A 16,368-nucleotide genomic window follows, 5' to 3' on the forward strand; every position below is an offset into this window, starting at 1 on the left:
CAAGGAGCACGCACCATGACCACCCCGGCCATCGCAGCGAACGGGCTGCGGAAGTCCTACGGCGACAAGACCGTCCTCGACGGCATCGACCTGACCGTCCCCGAGGGCACCGTCTTCGCCCTCCTCGGCCCGAACGGCGCGGGCAAGACGACCGCCGTGAAGATCCTGTCCACGCTGATCACGGCCGACGGAGGCCAGGCACAGGTGGCGGGCCACGACCTGGCGGAATCGCCACAGGCGGTGCGGTCCGCGATCGGCGTCACCGGCCAGTTCTCCGCGGTCGACGGCCTGATCACGGGCGAGGAGAACATGCTCCTGATGGCCGACCTGAACCACCTGACGAAGCAGGAGGGCCGCCGGGTCACCGCCGAACTCCTGGAGCGCTTCGACCTCACGGAGGCGGCCAAGAAGCCGGCCTCCACGTACTCCGGCGGCATGAAACGCCGCCTGGACATCGCGATGACCCTGGTCGGCAGCCCGCGGATCATCTTCCTCGACGAGCCGACCACCGGCCTGGACCCACGCTCCCGGCACAACATGTGGCAGATCATCCGCGAGCTGGTCTCCGACGGCGTGACGGTCTTCCTCACCACCCAGTACCTGGAGGAGGCCGACCAGCTCGCCGACCGCATCGCGGTCCTCAACAACGGCAAGATCGCGGCCGAGGGCACGGCCGAGGAACTCAAGCGCATGATCCCCGGCGGCCACATCCGCCTCCGCTTCACCGACCCGGACGTCTACCGGACCGCCGCCACCACACTCACCGGCGCCGCGAGGGACGACGAGGCGCTGGCCCTCCAACTCCCCAGCAACGGCACTCAGCGCGAACTGCGTTCCGTCCTCGACTGGTTGGACTCCGCGGACATCGAAGCGGACGAACTGACCCTGCACACCCCGGACCTGGACGACGTCTTCTTCGCCCTCACCGCCACCGTCCCCGCTCAGCAGAAGGAGTCCGCCCGATGAGCACCCTGTCCCTCGCCGTCCGTGACACGTCGACGATGCTGCGCCGCAACCTGCTGCACGCGCGCCGCTACCCGTCCCTGACCCTGAACCTCCTGCTGACCCCGATCATGCTCCTGCTGCTGTTCGTGTACATCTTCGGTGACACGATGAGCGCGGGCATGGGCGGCGGGGACCGCTCGGACTACATCGCCTACCTGGTCCCGGGCCTGCTGCTGATGACGATCGGCTCCACGACGATCGGCACGGCGGTCTCCGTCTCGAACGACATGACGGAGGGCATCATCGCCCGCTTCCGCACCATGGCGATCCACCGCGGCTCGGTCATCACCGGCCACGTCATCGGCAGCGTCCTGCAGTCGGTGATCAGCGTGGTCCTGGTCGGCGCGGTGGGCGTGGCGATCGGCTTCCGCTCCACCGACGCCACCGCCCTGGATTGGCTGGCGGCCTTCGGCCTGCTGGTCCTGTTCGCCACGGCCCTGACCTGGATCGCGGTGGGGATGGGCATGGTCAGCCCGAACGCGGAGGCCGCCAGCAACAACGCGATGCCGCTGATCTTCCTGCCGCTGATCTCCAGCACCTTCGTCCCGGTCGACCAGATGCCCGGCTGGTTCCAGCCGATCGCCGAGTACCAGCCCTTCACCCCGGCCATCGAAACCCTCCGCGGCCTGCTCCTGGGCACCGAGATCGGCCACAACGGCTGGCTGGCCCTGGCCTGGTGCCTCGCCCTGACGACCCTCGGCTACTTCTGGTCGAAGGCGGTGTTCAACCGCGACCCCAAGTGACCCGGAACGTGAACACACGGACTCCGAAGGCCCGTAACTCATCCCGTCCGAGGGCGGCGTAACCCGACACCACGTCGGCGTACGCCGCCCTCGTCCGCGTTCCCGCCCTCGCCGGTCGACCGGCGTCAGGTGGTCGCCTCGGCCGCCAGGTCCGGGACGGAGGCAGCGGCTCCTTCGGCCATGCGCAGGGTAACCGTCATCGTCAGCCCACCGCCAGGCGTATCCTCCGCCGTCAGCGTTCCGCCCATCGCCTCCACGAACCCCCGCGCCACCGCCAGACCGAGACCGACCCCCTCGCCGCGCGGGGCGTCGCCGTAACGCTGGAAGGCGCCGAAGATGCGGTCCTTGGCTTCGTCCGGGACACCAGGGCCGCGGTCCACGACGCGGAGTTCCACGCGGCCGGCCAGGGCGCTCGCCGAGACGAGCACGGGCTGTCCGGGTGGGCTGTACTTGACCGCGTTCTCAACGATGTTGGCCACGGCACGTTCGAGGAGGCCGCGGTCGACGGCGACCATCGGCAGCGTCTCGGGGATGTCGAGTTCGACGCTGTCCTCGGGGACGCCGAGCAGCGCCATGGGCACGACCTCGTCGAGGTCGGTCTCCCTGATGACGGCGGTGACGGTGCCCGTGTCCAGGCGGGACATGTCGAGCAGGTTGCCGACCAGGTGGTCGAGGCGGTCGGCGCCGTCCTCGATGCCCTCCAGGAGCTCCGCCCGGTCCTGCTCGGACCATTCCACATCGGCAGAACGGAGTGAGGAGACCGAGGCCTTGATGCCGGCCAGGGGAGTACGCAGGTCGTGGCTGACGGCGGCGAGGAGCGACGTACGGATCTTGTTGCCCTCGGCCAGCTTGCGGGCCTCCTCCGCCTCGCCCACGAGCCGCTGCCGGTCCAGGACCACGGCGGCCTGGGCGGCGAAGGCACCGAGGACGCGCCGGTCCTCGGCGGGGAGCACCCGGCCGCCCAGGGCGAGGGAGAGGTGGTCGCCGACCGGCATGTCGACGTCCGCGTCGTCGGGGCGGTCGCACGGAGGGTGACCGACGGAGGCGACGCAGGACCACGGCTCCGTCTCGTCGAGGCGTTCGAGGAGGGCCACCGATTCCATGGAGAAGGTCTCCCTGACCCGTTCCAGGAGCGCTTCAACGGTCGTCTCGCCGCGCAGCACACTGCCCGCGAGGAACGAGAGCGTCTCCGCCTCCGCCCGCAGCCGGGCCGCCTGATGCGTGCGGCGTGCTGCCACGTCCACGACCGAGGCCACCGAGATCGCCACCCCGACGAAGATCACCAGGGCGACCACGTTCTTCGGGTCGGCGATCGTCAGCTCGTGGATCGGAGGGGTGAAGAACCAGTTCAGGAGCAGCGAGCCGCAAGCTGCGGACGCCAGGGCCGGCTTGAGTCCGCCGAGCAGAGCCGCCGCGACGGTGAGCGTGAGGTAGAGCAGGACGTCGTTGGCCAGACCCACGTCGGGCACGGCCGAACTGAGGATCAGGGTGAGAAGGCCCGGTCCGCCGAGGCCCACGACCCAACCCCAGATCGTCCGGGAGCGGCCGAGCCGGGCCCCGCGAGCGACGGGCAGCCCCCCGCCCTTCGCCGCCTCGTCGTGGGTGACGATGTGGACGTCGAGGTCGGGTCCGGACTCACGGGCGACCGTCGCACTGACACCGGGCCCGAACAGGTAGTGCCAGGAACGGCGGCGGCTCACGCCCAGCACGATCTGGGTCGCGTTGACACCTCGGGCGAATTCGAGCAGCGCGGCCGGTATGTCGTCGCCCACGACGTGGTGGAAGGTGCCTCCCAGGTCCTCCACTAGGGTGCGCTGGACCGCCAGCTCCTTCGGGGAGGCCGAGGTCAGGCCGTCGCTGCGCGAGATGTACACGGCCAGGACCTCACCTCCGGCGCCCTTCTCAGCCAGCCGTACAGCCCGCCGTATCAGGGTCCGCCCCTCGGGGCCGCCGGTGAGGCCGACGACGATCCGCTCGCGGGAGCCCCAGATCTTCGAGACGCGGTGCTCGGTCCGGTACTCCTGGAGGTACTCGTCGACCCGGTCGGCCGTCCACAGCAGGGCCAGTTCGCGCAGGGCGGTGAGGTTGCCGGGGCGGAAGTAGTTGGAGAGGGCGGCGTCGACCTTGTCCGGCTTGTAGATGTTGCCGTGCGCCATGCGGCGCCGCAGCGCCTGCGGTGACATGTCGACCAGTTCGATCTGGTCGGCGCGCCGGACGACCTCGTCGGGGACGGTCTCCTTCTGCCGGATGCCCGTGATGGCCTCGACGACGTCGCCGAGGGACTCCAGGTGCTGGATGTTGACCGTCGACACGACGTCGATGCCGGCCGCGAGGAGTTCCTCGATGTCCTGCCAGCGCTTGGCGTTCCGCGAGCCGGGGACGTTCGTGTGCGGCAGTTCGTCGACGAGCGCGACGGCGGGCCGCCGGGCCAGGACGGCGTCCACGTCCATTTCCGTGAAGGACGTGCCCCGGTACTCGATCGTCCGGCGCGGAATCATCTCCAGACCGTGCAGCATGACCTCGGTCCGGGGCCTGTTGTGGTGCTCGACGAAGGCCACGACGCAGTCCGTGCCGCGTTCGACGCGCCGGTGCCCCTCGGAGAGCATCGAGTACGTCTTGCCGACGCCCGGCGCGGCGCCCAGGTAGATACGCAGCTTTCCGCGTCCCATGTTCTGCGTCTCTCCTACGGCTCTACGGTTCGAACCGGTAACCCATACCGGGTTCGGTGATCAGATAGCGGGGATGCGACGGGTCGACTTCCAGTTTGCGCCGCAGCTGGGCCATGTAGACCCGCAGATAGTTCGTCTTGGTGCTGTAGCTCGGGCCCCACACCTCTTGGAGCAGCCGGCGCTGGCTGATGAGCCGCCCCGGGTTGCAGATCAGTATCTCCAGCAGGTGCCACTCGGTGGGGGTGAGCCGTACGTCCCGGCCCATCCGCTTCACCTTCTTCGCCACCAGGTCGACGGTGAAATCGTCGGTGATGACCCGGCCGCCGTCCGTGGCCGGGGAGACCGCGGACGCTTCGGCCGTACGCCGGGTGGCGGCCCGCAGCCGGGCCAGGAGCTCGTCCATGCTGAAGGGCTTGGTCATGTAGTCGTCGGCGCCTGCGTCGAGAGCACGGATCTTGTCCTCGGAACCGCTGCGTGCCGAGAGGACCAGTACGGGGGAACGGCTCCAGCGCCGCAGGGCCTGGATGACGTCGACACCGTCCATGTCGGGCAGCCCCAGGTCGACGATCAGCACGTCCGGCGGTTTGGCGGCGGCGAGGGAGAGCGCCGTGGCACCGTCCGGCGCCGCGTCCACCACGTATTGGCGCGCCTGCAGGTTGATCACCAGCGCTCGTGCGAGCTGTGCGTCGTCCTCGACCACCAGCACCCGCGTCATCGGCGTGCTGCCTTCCTCTTGTACGTGCAGTTCCTGTGGTTCGGGTAGCTCTTGTCGTCCGTCGTGCCGCGGGAGCCGGCAGACCCGGGGCATTCCCGGATCCGCCGGCTCCCGTGCCGCTTTGATAAGGCCATCAGCCCTTGGTCAATTCCTTGAGCGCGATGTTGAGCTGGAGGACGTTGACGCGGGGTTCGCCGATGAAGCCGAGGATGCGGTCGTCGGTGTGGTCGGCGACCAGCTTCTCGACCTGCGCGACGCCGAGGTGGTTCTTCTCGGCGACCCGGTGGACCTGGATCCTCGCGTACTCCGGGGAGATGTGCGGGTCCAGGCCGGAGCCGGAGGAGGTGACGGCGTCGGCGGGGACGTCGGACGGCTTCACCGTGTAGCCCTTCACCGAGTTGTCCTTGACGACGGCCGCCTTGGCGTCCGTCACCCACTTGATCAGGTCGGCGTTGTCACCCGAACGGTTCGTGGCGCCGGAGAGGATCAGCTTGTACTGGGTGTTGACGCTGTTGGCGCCCAGACCGTTGGAGGGGCGGGGCTGGAACCACTTCAGGTCCGGGGCCGCGGTCTCCTCCCCTTCCTTCAGCGGAAGGTTGTAGGTCTGGCCGATGAGTTCCGAGCCGACGACCTTGCCGCCCGCGTCCTTGATCTCGGAGCCGTTCGCCTTGCCGGGGAACGCGACCTGGGCGATGCCGGTGACGGCGAGCGGGTAGAGGACGCCGGTGATCACGGTCAGGACGAGGAGGGCGCGGAGGCCCGCCCAGAGCACACGGCCGGTGTTTCCTACCGAGTTGTTCATGTCAGCCGATTCCGGGGATGAGGGAGAGGAGCAGGTCGATGATCTTGATGCCGATGAACGGGGCGACCAGGCCGCCGAGTCCGTAGATGCCGAGGTTGCGGCGGAGCATCGAGTCGGCGCTGCTCGGCCGGTACCGCACGCCCTTGAGGGCGAGCGGGACGAGCGCGATGATGATCAGCGCGTTGAAGACGACGGCGGACAGGATCGCGGACTCCGGCGAGGCCAGGCCCATGATGTTGAGCTTGTCCAGCGACGGGTACGCCACCGCGAACATGGCCGGGATGATCGCGAAGTACTTCGCCACGTCGTTGGCGATCGAGAAGGTCGTCAACGCGCCCCGGGTGATGAGGAGTTGCTTGCCGATCTCGACGATCTCGATGAGCTTGGTCGGGTTGGAGTCCAGGTCCACCATGTTCCCGGCCTCCTTCGCGGCCGACGTGCCCGTGTTCATCGCCACACCCACGTCGGCCTGCGCGAGCGCCGGGGCGTCGTTCGTGCCGTCGCCGGTCATCGCGACCAGCTTCCCGCCCGCCTGTTCGCGCTTGATGAGGGCCATCTTGTCCTCGGGGGTGGCCTCGGCGAGGAAGTCGTCGACACCCGCCTCCTCGGCGATGGCCTTCGCGGTCAGCGGGTTGTCGCCCGTGATCATGATCGTCTTGATGCCCATGCGGCGCAGCTCGTCGAACCGCTCCCGCATGCCCTCCTTGACGACGTCCTTCAGGTGGATGACACCCAGGACCCGGGCGCCGTCCGCGTCCTCCACAGCCACGAGGAGCGGCGTGCCGCCGGCCTGGGAAATGGCGTCGGTGACGTCCTGGGCATCCTTGGCGACCTCGCCACCGCGTTCCTGCACCCATGCCACGACCGAACCGGTCGCGCCCTTGCGGACCTTGCGGCCGTCCACGTCCACACCCGACATGCGGGTCTGCGCGGTGAACGCGATCCACTCCGCGTGCGCCAGCTCGCCCTGGTGGCGCTCCCGCAGCCCGTACTTCTCCTTCGCGAGGACCACGATGGAACGGCCCTCGGGGGTCTCGTCGGCGAGCGACGAGAGCTGGGCGGCGTCGGCCAGTTCGGCCGCGGTGACGCCCTTGACCGGGACGAACTCCGACGCCTGGCGGTTGCCGAGCGTGATGGTTCCCGTCTTGTCGAGCAGCAGCGTCGACACGTCGCCCGCGGCCTCCACCGCCCGGCCGGACATCGCGAGCACGTTGCGCTGCACCAGCCGGTCCATGCCGGCGATGCCGATGGCCGAGAGCAGCGCGCCGATCGTCGTCGGGATCAGACAGACGAGCAGGGCCGTGAGGACGATCATCGAGGTCTGCTCGTCGGCGCCCGCGTAGATCGCGAAGGGCTTCAGCGTGACCACGGCGAGCAGGAAGACGATGGTGAGGGACGCGAGGAGGATGTTGAGGGCGATCTCGTTCGGGGTCTTCTGCCGGGCCGCGCCCTCGACCAGGTTGATCATCCGGTCGATGAACGTCTCGCCGGGCTTCGTCGTGATCTTGATGACGACCCGGTCAGAGAGGACCTTCGTGCCGCCGGTGACCGCGCACCGGTCGCCGCCGGACTCGCGGATGACCGGGGCGGACTCGCCGGTGATGGCGGACTCGTCGACGGAGGCGACGCCCTCGACGACGTCGCCGTCGCCGGGGATGACATCGCCGGCCTCGCAGACCACGAGGTCACCGATCGTCAGCTCGGTGCCCGGGACCTGCTCCTCGCCCGTCTTGGTCAGACGGCGGGCGACGGTGTCGGTCTTGGCCTTGCGCAGGGTGTCGGCCTGGGCCTTGCCCCGGCCCTCGGCGACCGCCTCGGCGAGGTTGGCGAAGACCGTGGTCAGCCACAGCCAGGCGGCGATCGCCCAGCCGAACCAGTCCCCCGGATTCTTCACCGCCAGGACGGTGGTGACCACCGAGCCGACGAGGACCACGAACATCACGGGTGACTTGACCATCACCCGGGGATCAAGCTTCTTGATGGCGTCCGGGAAGGACTTCACCAGCTGCTTGGGGTCGAACAGACCTCCGCCGATCCTCCCCGGGGCGTGGTGCCCCCCTGACAGGTCGCCGTGGGGCACCTTGGGGTCGGTCGTCGTGGTGGACATGCCGTCCTCGTGCTTCTTTACGTCGTTGGTCATGCCGCGAGCCCTTCGGCGAGCGGGCCCAGCGCGAGGGCCGGGAAGTAGGTGAGACCGGTGATGATCATGATCGTGCCGACCAGCAGGCCGGTGAACAGCGGCTTCTCGGTGCGCAGGGTGCCCGCCGTCTCCGGTACGGGCGTCTGCTCGGCCAGCGAACCGGCCAGCGCGAGCACAAACACCATCGGCAGGAACCGGCCGAGCAGCATCGCGATGCCGATGGTCGAGTTGAACCACTGCGTGTCGGCGTTCAGGCCCGCGAAGGCGGAGCCGTTGTTGTTGGCGCCCGAGGTGTAGGCGTAGAGGATCTCGGAGAAGCCGTGCGCGCCGGAGTTCGTCATCGAGTGGGCCGGCGTGTCCAGGACGAACGAGGCCGCCGTGAAGCACAGGACCAGCGCCGGAGTGATCAGGATGTAGAGCGCGGCGAACTTGATCTCCCGCGTGCCGATCTTCTTGCCCAGGTACTCCGGGGTGCGGCCGACCATCAGACCGGCGATGAACACCGCGATGATCGCCATGATCAGCATGCCGTAGAGGCCGGAGCCGACACCACCGGGCGCGATCTCGCCGAGCTGCATGCCCAGGAGGTTGATGCCGCCGCCGAAGCCGGTGTTCGAGGAGTGGAAGGAGTTGACGGCGCCGGTCGAGGTCAGCGTGGTGGCGACCGAGAAGATCGCGGAGGCGCTGATGCCGAAGCGGGTCTCCTTGCCCTCCATCGCGCCGCCGGCCAGCTCGAACGCCGGGCCCTTGCCCGCGAACTCGGTCCACATCATCAGCGCGGTGAAGCCCAGCCAGATCACGGCCATCGTGCCGAGGATCGCGTACCCCTGCTTCAGGGATCCGACCATGCGGCCGAACGTCCGCGTCAGCGCGAACGGGATCACCAGGATCAGGTAGACCTCGAAGAGGTTCGAGAGTCCGTTGGGGTTCTCGAAGGGGTGGGCGGAGTTGGCGTTGAAGTAGCCGCCGCCGTTCGTGCCCAGCTCCTTGATGACCTCCTGGGACGCCACCGCCCCGCCGTTCCACTGCTGGGTGCCGCCCGTGAACTGGCCGACCTCGTGGATCCCGGAGAAGTTCTGGATCGCACCGCAGGCGACCAGGATCAGGGCACCGATCACGGAGATCGGGAGCAGGATGCGGACAGTGCCGCGCACCAGGTCCGCCCAGAAGTTGCCCAGCTCACCGGTACGGGACCGGGCGAAACCCCGCACGAGGGCGACCGCGACCGCGATGCCCACGGCCGCCGAGACGAAGTTCTGCACGGCCAGGCCGCCGGTCTGCACGACGTGGCCCATGGCCTGCTCGCCGTAGTACGACTGCCAGTTCGTGTTCGCCACAAACGACGCGGCCGTGTTGAACGCCTGGTCCGGATCGATCGACACGAAGCCGAGCGAGCCGGGCAGCGAGCCCTGCACCCGCTGCAGCAGGTAGAGGAACAGGACGCTCACCGCGGAGAAGGCGAGCACGCCCCGCAGGTAGGCGGGCCAGCGCATCTCGACGTTCGGGTTGGCCCCGATCGCCTTGTAGATCCACTTCTCCGGCTTCAGGTGTTTCTCCGAGGAGTACACCTTCGCCATGTAGTCACCCAGCGGCCGGTACGAAAGGCCCAGGGCGACGATCAACGCCAGAAGCTGGAGGACCCCAGCAAGAACAGGACTCATATCCGTACTCAGAACCTCTCCGGCTTGACGAGGGCGAGGACGAGATAGACCAGCAGAGCGACGGCCACCACGAGACCGGCGATGTTCTCGGCAGTCACAGCTTGGCCACCCCCTTGGCGATGAAGGCCACCAGCGCGAAGACCGCGATCGTGGTGACGACGAAGGCCACGTCGGCCATCGTGAGCTCCCGGATGCAGGAAGAAGGAAGAACGGATTCTCGGACGAGATGAGGAAATCGCCTTTCGGCCACGGATCGGTCCTCGTTGACGGCCCTCTTACGCCCCGCAGCGCCATCTTGACGCGTCTCCTACGGCTTCCTGGCTCCCGACGCGGAACCAGGTCACTCCTCCGCCCGTTCTCGTCTGCGCCCAGGCGGGTGGGGCTGAACCCCGGACATGAGGACGTCCAGGCCTTGCCGACTCGTCGCCAGGACGACGCGGTCACCCGCACGCAGCACCCGGCCGTGCACCGGACGCCAGTCGAAGCCGGTAGGTCGCTCGTAACGAAACCCCGCCAGGGTGTCCCCGGCCGCCACCGGATGCACGGGCCCCGTCCCCACGGCGAGGACCCGCCACTCGTTCACCCGAAAGGCATCGTGGACCGAGCGTCCCTCCAGCTCCGGGTGGCCGGCCACGTCGACGACCGTGAAGAGCAGCGAGCCTCGCTCGACCGGCATCACGCCCAGGACGTGCCGCCCCATCATCGCGGCGGCGAACGCCGACGCGGCAAGGGCGGAGACGCTACGGCTGCGGGTGAGGGCGTCGGGGTACGAGGCACGCATGGTCGCGGACACGGTGGCGGCGAAGTCGTCGTCGTACAGGCGCATGACCACCCGGATCGCCGGGTTGATCTCACGGGCGGCCATCGCGATGTCCAGGTTCTCTCCGTCACCGTGCGTGACGGAGAGCAAGGACTTGCTGTGCCGGATCCTGGCCAGTTCGAGGACCCCGGGCGCCGTCGCGTCCTCAAGGAGTAGGGGAACGCCCAGCTCACGGGCGTATGCGACCCCGCGTGCCGCCGGGTCGCGCTCGATCACGACGACCCTGTGGTCGGTGGTCCGCAGGCGCGCCAGGACGCGGGTGCCGATCTTCCCCAGGCCGACCAGAACGATGTGGTCGACCATCTCCGGGCCGGGTGGCTGGTTCGCCGAGCCGGTCCGGAAGGCTTCGGTGGCGTTCATGGTCGCGGCGACCACCAGCGGCAGGATGGCGAGCCCGACGAAGCCTGCGATGAGCTGGAGTATCCGCCGTGCGGGAGACTCCTCGTCCCCGGTGGCGGGATCACCCATGGTGAAGATGTCCAGGAGCGGCAGATAGACGGCTCGCCACAGCGGACCGTCCTCCGCCAGCCAAGTGACTACGGAGAGGACGACGACGATCGCGGCGAGTACGCCGAAGACGGCGAGGACCTCCCGTGCGAGGAACACCTTCCAGGGGAGGTGCGTGAACCGTGCGCGCAGCCAGGTGCCGCTGCCGCTCCGGTCGTCCGGGACGCGTGGCGCGTGGTGGTGGGTGACCTCTTCGAGCATGAGGCGACCGTGGGTGAACTGCCGGCGGTCGGCGGTCCTGGTGTCCGGCAGTAGCTGCGTACCTCCGAGGCCGGCGGTCTCGGCGCTGTCCTCGCTGGCCGGGTCGTCCTCGTGCGCGCCGGACAGGATGGCCAGGGTGGCGAGGTCGGCGGTGTGCGGTGAGGTGCCGGCCGCGCGCACCACGCCGCGGAACACCTTCCCCTCGACCTGGAGGGTGTGGCCCTCGCCGACGGCGGCGGCCGCGACCAGCTCGGGGACGGCCGTGTCGCTGTCGGAGAGGACGGTGGTCGAGGCGTCCGACTCCCCCTGCACACCCGCCGCCCGGTCCAGGAGCCGTTCCAGATGGCGCCCCCGCTCGCGGTGGTACATGCGGACGACCAGGCGTATGGAGGGGTTGAGGCCCCGGGCCAGGAGCGCGGCCGTCATGTTCACCTGGTCGTCGGCGTAGGTGAGGGCGAGCGCGGCGGCGCGCTCGACGCCCGCGGCCCGGAGCGTCCGCTCGTCGGGGGCGGGGGCCACGATCAGTTCGATCGGGGAGCGCGGGTCTCGGTGCAGGGCGGCGATGTCGGCGCCGTGCTGGTCACGCCGTGAGGGAAGGACCACGGTGACCGCCTCACCGCACACGGCGTCGAGTTCGACGGCGAGGCGATGGGCGAGACCGTCGTCCCCACAGATCACCATGTGCTGAGAGAGCTGCCCAAGTGGCATACGGAGATGGAGCGTTGACGTCACGAACGGTCAGCTTGCCGAAACGGATCCCGCCTCGTCTCACTTCGCACGCGAGTTCGGCGTCAAGGTCGTGTCAGGATCGCCGTAGCGCCTCATCCCACCGCCGTCTCAGACCGCGCAGGGCAGCGAGACGACCATGGTCAGGCCGCCGCCTGGGGTGTCCTCCGGGGTCAGCGTCCCGGACATCGCCTCGGTGAGGCCGCGGGCGAGGGCCAGGCCGAGGCCGACGCCCGTGGTGTTGTCGGTGTCGCCCAGGCGCTGGAACGGCTCGAAGACCCGCTCCCGGTCGCTGGGCGGGAGTCCGGGGCCGCGGTCGACGACCCTCAGCTCCACCCGGCCGGCGAGCGCGCTCACGGTGATCAGGACAGGGTGGGCGGGTGGGGCGTAACGGCTGGCGTTTCCGACGAGGTTGGCGATCACTCGTTCCAGCAGGGGCGGGTCGGCGAATACCGGTGGAGCCTGCTCGAAGCCGTGCAGCACGGGTAGGGGCGCGTCGGGGGGCAGGGTGTCGAGAGCGGCCGGCAGGACCTCTTCCAACGCTGTGGGGCGGAGTGAGAGCTTCAGGGCGCCCGCCTGGAGGCGGCTCATGTCGAGCAGGTTGTCGATGAGCCGGGCCAGTCGGGCCATGGACTCGTCGGCGGTGGCGAGCAGTTCCTCGCGTTCGTCCGGGCTGAACTCGACGTCGGTGCTGCGCAGGGAGGCGACGGCCGCCCATCCGGCGGCAAGCGGGGTGCGCAGGTCGTGGCTGACGGCGGCGAGGAGGGCTGTCCGCATCCGGTCGGCGGCCCGTACGGGCTCCACCTCGGCGGCGGCCTCGGCGAGCCGGGCGTGCTCGGCAGCCGCGGTGACGTGAGCGGCGAAGGCGGCCAGGACGCGGCGGTCCGATGAGGGCAGGGTCCGGCCACGCAGGACGAGGAAGTGACCGTCTCCGACCGCGACTTGGCTGACGGCGGGGTCGCCCGTGTGCGTGGCGGTGAGCTGTTCGGCGGGCACGAGTTCGGCGGATTCGGCGCCGAAGATCTCCCGGGTACGGGCAAGGAGGTCCGGCACCGTGTGGTCACCGCGCACGACCGAACCGGCGAGCGAGGAGAGGGTCTCGGCCTCGGCGGTGGCCCGGGCCGCGCGTCTGGACAGCCGGAGGGAACGGTCGACTGCTCCGGCGATCACAGCGGCGACGAGGACGAACACCGCGAGGGCGAGCATGTTGTCCGCGTCGGCGAAGGTGAAGGCCCTCACGGGTGGTATGAACCAGTAGTTGAGCAGGAGTGACGCGGTGACGGCGGCGACGAGCGCCGAGACGACCCCGCCGATGCAGGCCACGCCGACCACGATGGCGAGGAAGAGCAGTGCCTCGCTGGTCAGGTTGAACACTCCCCTGGTGTGGTCGAGAAGCAGGGTGAGCAGGACGGGCAGGACGAGCCCCGCGAGCGGCCCGGCGATCCGGCGCGAGACCGGCAGCGCGTTGCGGCGGGAGGGGAGCAGTCGGCCGTGTCCCGCCCGTTCGTGGGTGACGGTGTGGACGTCGATGTCACCGGAGAGCGCGACGGTCGTCTCGCCGATGCCCCGGCCGGTCAGGAAGCGTTCGAGACGGCCGCGCCTGCTGGTGCCGAGGACGAGCTGGGTGGCGTTCTCGGCCCGGGCGAACTCGACCAGGGCCGTGGGCACCTCGTCCCCGACAACCGTGTGATACGTCCCGCCGAGGCTCTCGACGAGCCGCCTCTGACGGCCGAGGGCCGCGGAGGAGGTACCGGCCGCCAAGCCGTCGCTGCGGACGACATGTACGGCAAGGAGTCTGCCCTGGGCGGTCCGGGCGGCGATCCGGCTCGCGCGCCGGATCAGGGTGTCGCCCTCGGGTCCGCCGGTGAGGGCCACGACGATCCGTTCGCGTATCTCCCACACACCGCCGATGCCGCGCTCGGAGCGGTACTTGCGCAGGGCCTCGTCGACCCGGTCGGCCACCCACAGGAGGGCCAGTTCGCGCAGCGCGATGAGGTTCCCCGTACGGAAGTAGCTGGCGAGGGCCGCGTCGACGTCCTCGGGCGGGTGGATGTTGCCGTGGGCCATCCGGCGCCGCAGCTCCTGCGGGTCCATGTCCACGAGCTCGATCCGGTCGGCGCGGCGGACGACCGCGTCGGGCACGGTCTCCTCCTGCGGCACCCCGGTGATCTTCTCGACGACGTCGCTGAGGGACTCCAGGTGCTGGACGTTGACCGTGGTGACGACGTCGATCCCGGCGGCGAGCAGTTCCTCGACGTCCTGCCAGCGGTGGGCGTTGCGCCCGCCCGGCGGGTTGGTGTGGGCGAGGTCGTCGACGAGGAGCAGGGCGGGCCGGCGTCGCAGGGCCCGGTCGAGGTCGAGCTCGGGGCGGACCCGGCCGTCGTGGACGGCGTGGGCGGGCTCCAGGGTCTCCAGACCGGCGAGCATCGCCTCGGTGTGGGGGCGGCCCTGGCATGCGGCGATACCGACGATGACATCTGCGCCGCGTGCGGCTCTGCGCCGGCCCTCGTCCAGCATGCGGTAGGTCTTGCCGACCCCTGTGGCGGCGCCGACGAAGACCTTGAGCCTCCCCGGACGGGCTTCCGGGTCGACGGGCCCCGACGGCGCGGGCAGGTTCAGAACTTCTCCGGGCGGATCAGCGCGGCCACGAGGTATCCGACGATGCTGACAGCGACGATCAGTCCGACCACGTTCTCCACGCTCATGAGCGATTCACTTCCTGGTGAGTCCCTGCGGGTGTCCTTCTGCGAGGGAACCCGGTGCGCGGCGCGCGTACGAGCACTTTGACGGGTCCCTTGCGGGGTGCCGTCGCATGCTGACGGCGTCTTGGCGGATCTCTGGCGCGCGGCCGCTCGGTCAGCGGAACTCGGCGAGGCGCGGGCGCAGCCCCAGGGCCGCCAGAGCGGCGGCGGCGAGCAGACCTCCGACCGCCCACGGCAGGCGTCCGGTGAGCGTGTCCCTGCCGTCGCCGGCGGCCGCGTCGAAGGCACGGCTGTTGACGGCCGTGACAGCGTCGAGGGCCTTCATCCATGCGCCGAAGTGGGCGTTGGACTTCCCCGGTTCCCAGCTGATGCAGAAGGCGACGGCCTCCTGTTCCTTGCCGGCGGCGACCAGGGACCGGACGGTGTGGTCGTCCCGCTGGTACACCGCGTACGCCTCGACGGTCCGCTCCGCGGCGGCCCGCTCCCCCGGGAAGGTGATGTTGTCGAGCTCGCGCCGGAACTCGCCGGTGAACCGTTTGTCCTCGTGGTTCTCCTGGTACGCCTTCCAGGTCTCGGCCAGCCGTGACTCGTACGAGGGGAGGTCGGCGCCCGTCATCCCGTACAGGCTCTGCGACTTGGCCAGGAAGGCCTCCTCGTGGGCGGTGCGGTGGTCGCGGTCGAGGAGGTAGCGGCTCTCGTCGGCGTTGGCGTCGTAGGCGATCGCGCGGGCGCGGGAGAGCGCGACGACCGAGTCGAAGGCGTCGTGGCGGGCGATCCTCAGGTCCTCGGATGTGGCGGCCAGCGCCTGGGTGCCAAGGAAGACGGCAAGGAGGGCGCAGACCGTGGCGGCGAGCAGGCCGGGGTTGATAAGGCGGTGGAAGCGGCGCGCGAGGTACCACTGGAGCAGGACGAGTACGGCGAGCAGTGTGACGCCCAGGACCACGAGCAGGGCCGCCTGTGTGCCGAGGTCGGATCGTTCAGCGGCGTAGGCGTCCTCGAACTGGCGGTTGGTGCCGTCAACGAGGGTGCGGGCCTCGGGCAGGAGCCGCTGGGTGAGCAGGTCGTTGGCTGTGCGGTAGTTCTCGACGGCCTCCGCTTTGCCGCCGGTGCGGGTGTCGCTCTCCAGGGCGCGTCCGATGAACTCCTGGTACCGGGCGAAGTCGGCGGTGACGCGTTCGACGGTGTGCTCGGCCCCGGCGTCGCCGTCCGCCGCGACGCCGAGGGTCCGCAGGTCTCGGCTGACGGCCTCGCGTGCCTCGTCGTACAGCTCGATGGCCTTGTCGTACGGGACGGTCATCCGGCCCTTGCCCGCATCCCCATTCGCCAGGAGGGAGTTGACGGCCTGGGCGTCCATGTCGTTGAGGGCGAGGTTGAGACCGGCGGCGCTGACGGTGCGCGGGGCGTGGTGGCCGGTGACGGCGCTCCAGGTGTCGGAGGCGGCGACTCCGGCCGTGACCGTCAGCCCGGCGCAGGCCGCCGTGAGCAACAGGATCACCGTACGCAGCAGGCGCAGCCGGGCGGGCAGGATTTTCCAGGCGCGGTGCCGCAACGCGTGCAGGCGTCGGGTCACGCGCCGGACGATGTCGCCGTCGGACGGCCCGCCCGGTCCGCGACCCCCTCGTGGTCGCGGACCGGGACGGCCCGCCCCTCGTACAGCCGCCCTGGGTGTGGTGGTGA

At 69.8% G+C, this 16,368-nt stretch carries 13 protein-coding genes; 2 read left to right on the plus strand and 11 right to left on the minus strand.

Features of this window, described 5'->3' with window-relative positions; translation table 11 throughout:
• The first annotated feature begins 15 nt into the window (after positions 1-15).
• Both ACWGN5_RS08365 and ACWGN5_RS08370 read left to right on the plus strand, forming a co-directional pair.
• Entirely contained in the window at positions 16-966 is a 951-nt protein-coding gene (locus ACWGN5_RS08365; protein ID WP_453512396.1) for an ATP-binding cassette domain-containing protein, read from the plus strand.
• Positions 963-1,748, plus strand: a complete 786-nt coding sequence (locus ACWGN5_RS08370; RefSeq protein WP_453512397.1) for an ABC transporter permease — start codon at positions 963-965, stop codon at positions 1,746-1,748. Before ACWGN5_RS08365 ends, ACWGN5_RS08370 begins: the two co-directional genes overlap by 4 nt.
• A gap of 125 nt (positions 1,749-1,873) precedes the next feature.
• On the opposite strand, the gene ACWGN5_RS08375 is transcribed toward ACWGN5_RS08370, so the two are convergent.
• The 11 genes from ACWGN5_RS08375 to ACWGN5_RS08425 form a co-directional block, all read right to left on the minus strand.
• Entirely contained in the window at positions 1,874-4,417 is a 2,544-nt protein-coding gene (locus ACWGN5_RS08375) for an ATP-binding protein (RefSeq protein ID WP_453512399.1), read from the minus strand.
• 22 nt (positions 4,418-4,439) lie between these two features.
• Entirely contained in the window at positions 4,440-5,132 is a 693-nt protein-coding gene (locus ACWGN5_RS08380) for a response regulator (protein WP_453512402.1), read from the minus strand.
• Positions 5,133-5,265: 133 nt separating this feature from the next.
• Positions 5,266-5,934: a potassium-transporting ATPase subunit C gene (locus ACWGN5_RS08385; RefSeq protein ID WP_453512404.1), complete on the minus strand. Its 669-nt coding sequence runs from the start codon at positions 5,932-5,934 to the stop codon at positions 5,266-5,268.
• A 1-nt stretch (position 5,935) separates the two neighbouring features.
• A complete protein-coding gene (gene kdpB, locus ACWGN5_RS08390; RefSeq protein WP_453512405.1) occupies positions 5,936-8,074 on the minus strand; it encodes a potassium-transporting ATPase subunit KdpB in 2,139 nt (712 codons plus the stop codon).
• On the minus strand, positions 8,071-9,735 hold the full coding sequence (kdpA, locus tag ACWGN5_RS08395; protein WP_453512408.1) for a potassium-transporting ATPase subunit KdpA: 1,665 nt from the start codon (positions 9,733-9,735) through the stop codon (positions 8,071-8,073). The genes kdpB and kdpA overlap by 4 nt, the downstream gene beginning before the upstream one ends.
• An 8-nt stretch (positions 9,736-9,743) precedes the next feature.
• A complete protein-coding gene (kdpF, locus tag ACWGN5_RS08400; RefSeq protein ID WP_453512410.1) occupies positions 9,744-9,833 on the minus strand; it encodes a K(+)-transporting ATPase subunit F in 90 nt (29 codons plus the stop codon).
• Positions 9,830-9,985: a hypothetical protein gene (locus tag ACWGN5_RS08405; protein ID WP_198540408.1), complete on the minus strand. Its 156-nt coding sequence runs from the start codon at positions 9,983-9,985 to the stop codon at positions 9,830-9,832. The genes kdpF (ACWGN5_RS08400) and ACWGN5_RS08405 overlap by 4 nt, the downstream gene beginning before the upstream one ends.
• Positions 9,986-10,075: 90 nt before the next feature.
• The gene (locus tag ACWGN5_RS08410; RefSeq protein WP_453512411.1) at positions 10,076-11,944 is read right to left on the minus strand and encodes an NAD-binding protein; all 1,869 of its coding nucleotides are present in this window, start codon (positions 11,942-11,944) and stop codon (positions 10,076-10,078) included.
• Between the two features lie 156 nt (positions 11,945-12,100).
• Positions 12,101-14,602: an ATP-binding protein gene (locus tag ACWGN5_RS08415; RefSeq protein ID WP_453512565.1), complete on the minus strand. Its 2,502-nt coding sequence runs from the start codon at positions 14,600-14,602 to the stop codon at positions 12,101-12,103.
• Positions 14,603-14,604: 2 nt separating this feature from the next.
• Positions 14,605-14,694 carry a K(+)-transporting ATPase subunit F gene (gene kdpF, locus ACWGN5_RS08420; protein WP_351900698.1) on the minus strand — a complete coding sequence of 30 codons (90 nt, stop codon included), beginning with the start codon at positions 14,692-14,694 and terminating at the stop codon, positions 14,605-14,607.
• A gap of 151 nt (positions 14,695-14,845) precedes the next feature.
• A complete protein-coding gene (locus ACWGN5_RS08425) occupies positions 14,846-16,261 on the minus strand; it encodes a hypothetical protein (protein ID WP_453512413.1) in 1,416 nt (471 codons plus the stop codon).
• Positions 16,262-16,368: the final 107 nt, after the last annotated feature.

It is taken from the genome of Streptomyces sp. NPDC055815, assembly GCF_053616475.1.

Excerpts from the sequence above, each read along its gene's own strand:
- ACWGN5_RS08365 (WP_453512396.1), top strand. The coding sequence starts at position 16 with ATGACCACCCCGGCCATCGCAGCGAACGGGCTGCGGAAGTCCTACGGC.
- ACWGN5_RS08370 (WP_453512397.1), top strand. The coding sequence starts at position 963 with ATGAGCACCCTGTCCCTCGCCGTCCGTGACACGTCGACGATGCTGCGC.
- ACWGN5_RS08375 (WP_453512399.1), bottom strand. The coding sequence starts at position 4,417 with ATGGGACGCGGAAAGCTGCGTATCTACCTGGGCGCCGCGCCGGGCGTC.
- ACWGN5_RS08380 (WP_453512402.1), bottom strand. The coding sequence starts at position 5,132 with ATGACGCGGGTGCTGGTGGTCGAGGACGACGCACAGCTCGCACGAGCG.
- ACWGN5_RS08385 (WP_453512404.1), bottom strand. The coding sequence starts at position 5,934 with ATGAACAACTCGGTAGGAAACACCGGCCGTGTGCTCTGGGCGGGCCTC.
- kdpB (WP_453512405.1), bottom strand. The coding sequence starts at position 8,074 with ATGACCAACGACGTAAAGAAGCACGAGGACGGCATGTCCACCACGACG.
- kdpA (WP_453512408.1), bottom strand. The coding sequence starts at position 9,735 with ATGAGTCCTGTTCTTGCTGGGGTCCTCCAGCTTCTGGCGTTGATCGTC.
- ACWGN5_RS08410 (WP_453512411.1), bottom strand. The coding sequence starts at position 11,944 with ATGGTGATCTGTGGGGACGACGGTCTCGCCCATCGCCTCGCCGTCGAA.
- kdpF (WP_351900698.1), bottom strand. The coding sequence starts at position 14,694 with ATGAGCGTGGAGAACGTGGTCGGACTGATCGTCGCTGTCAGCATCGTC.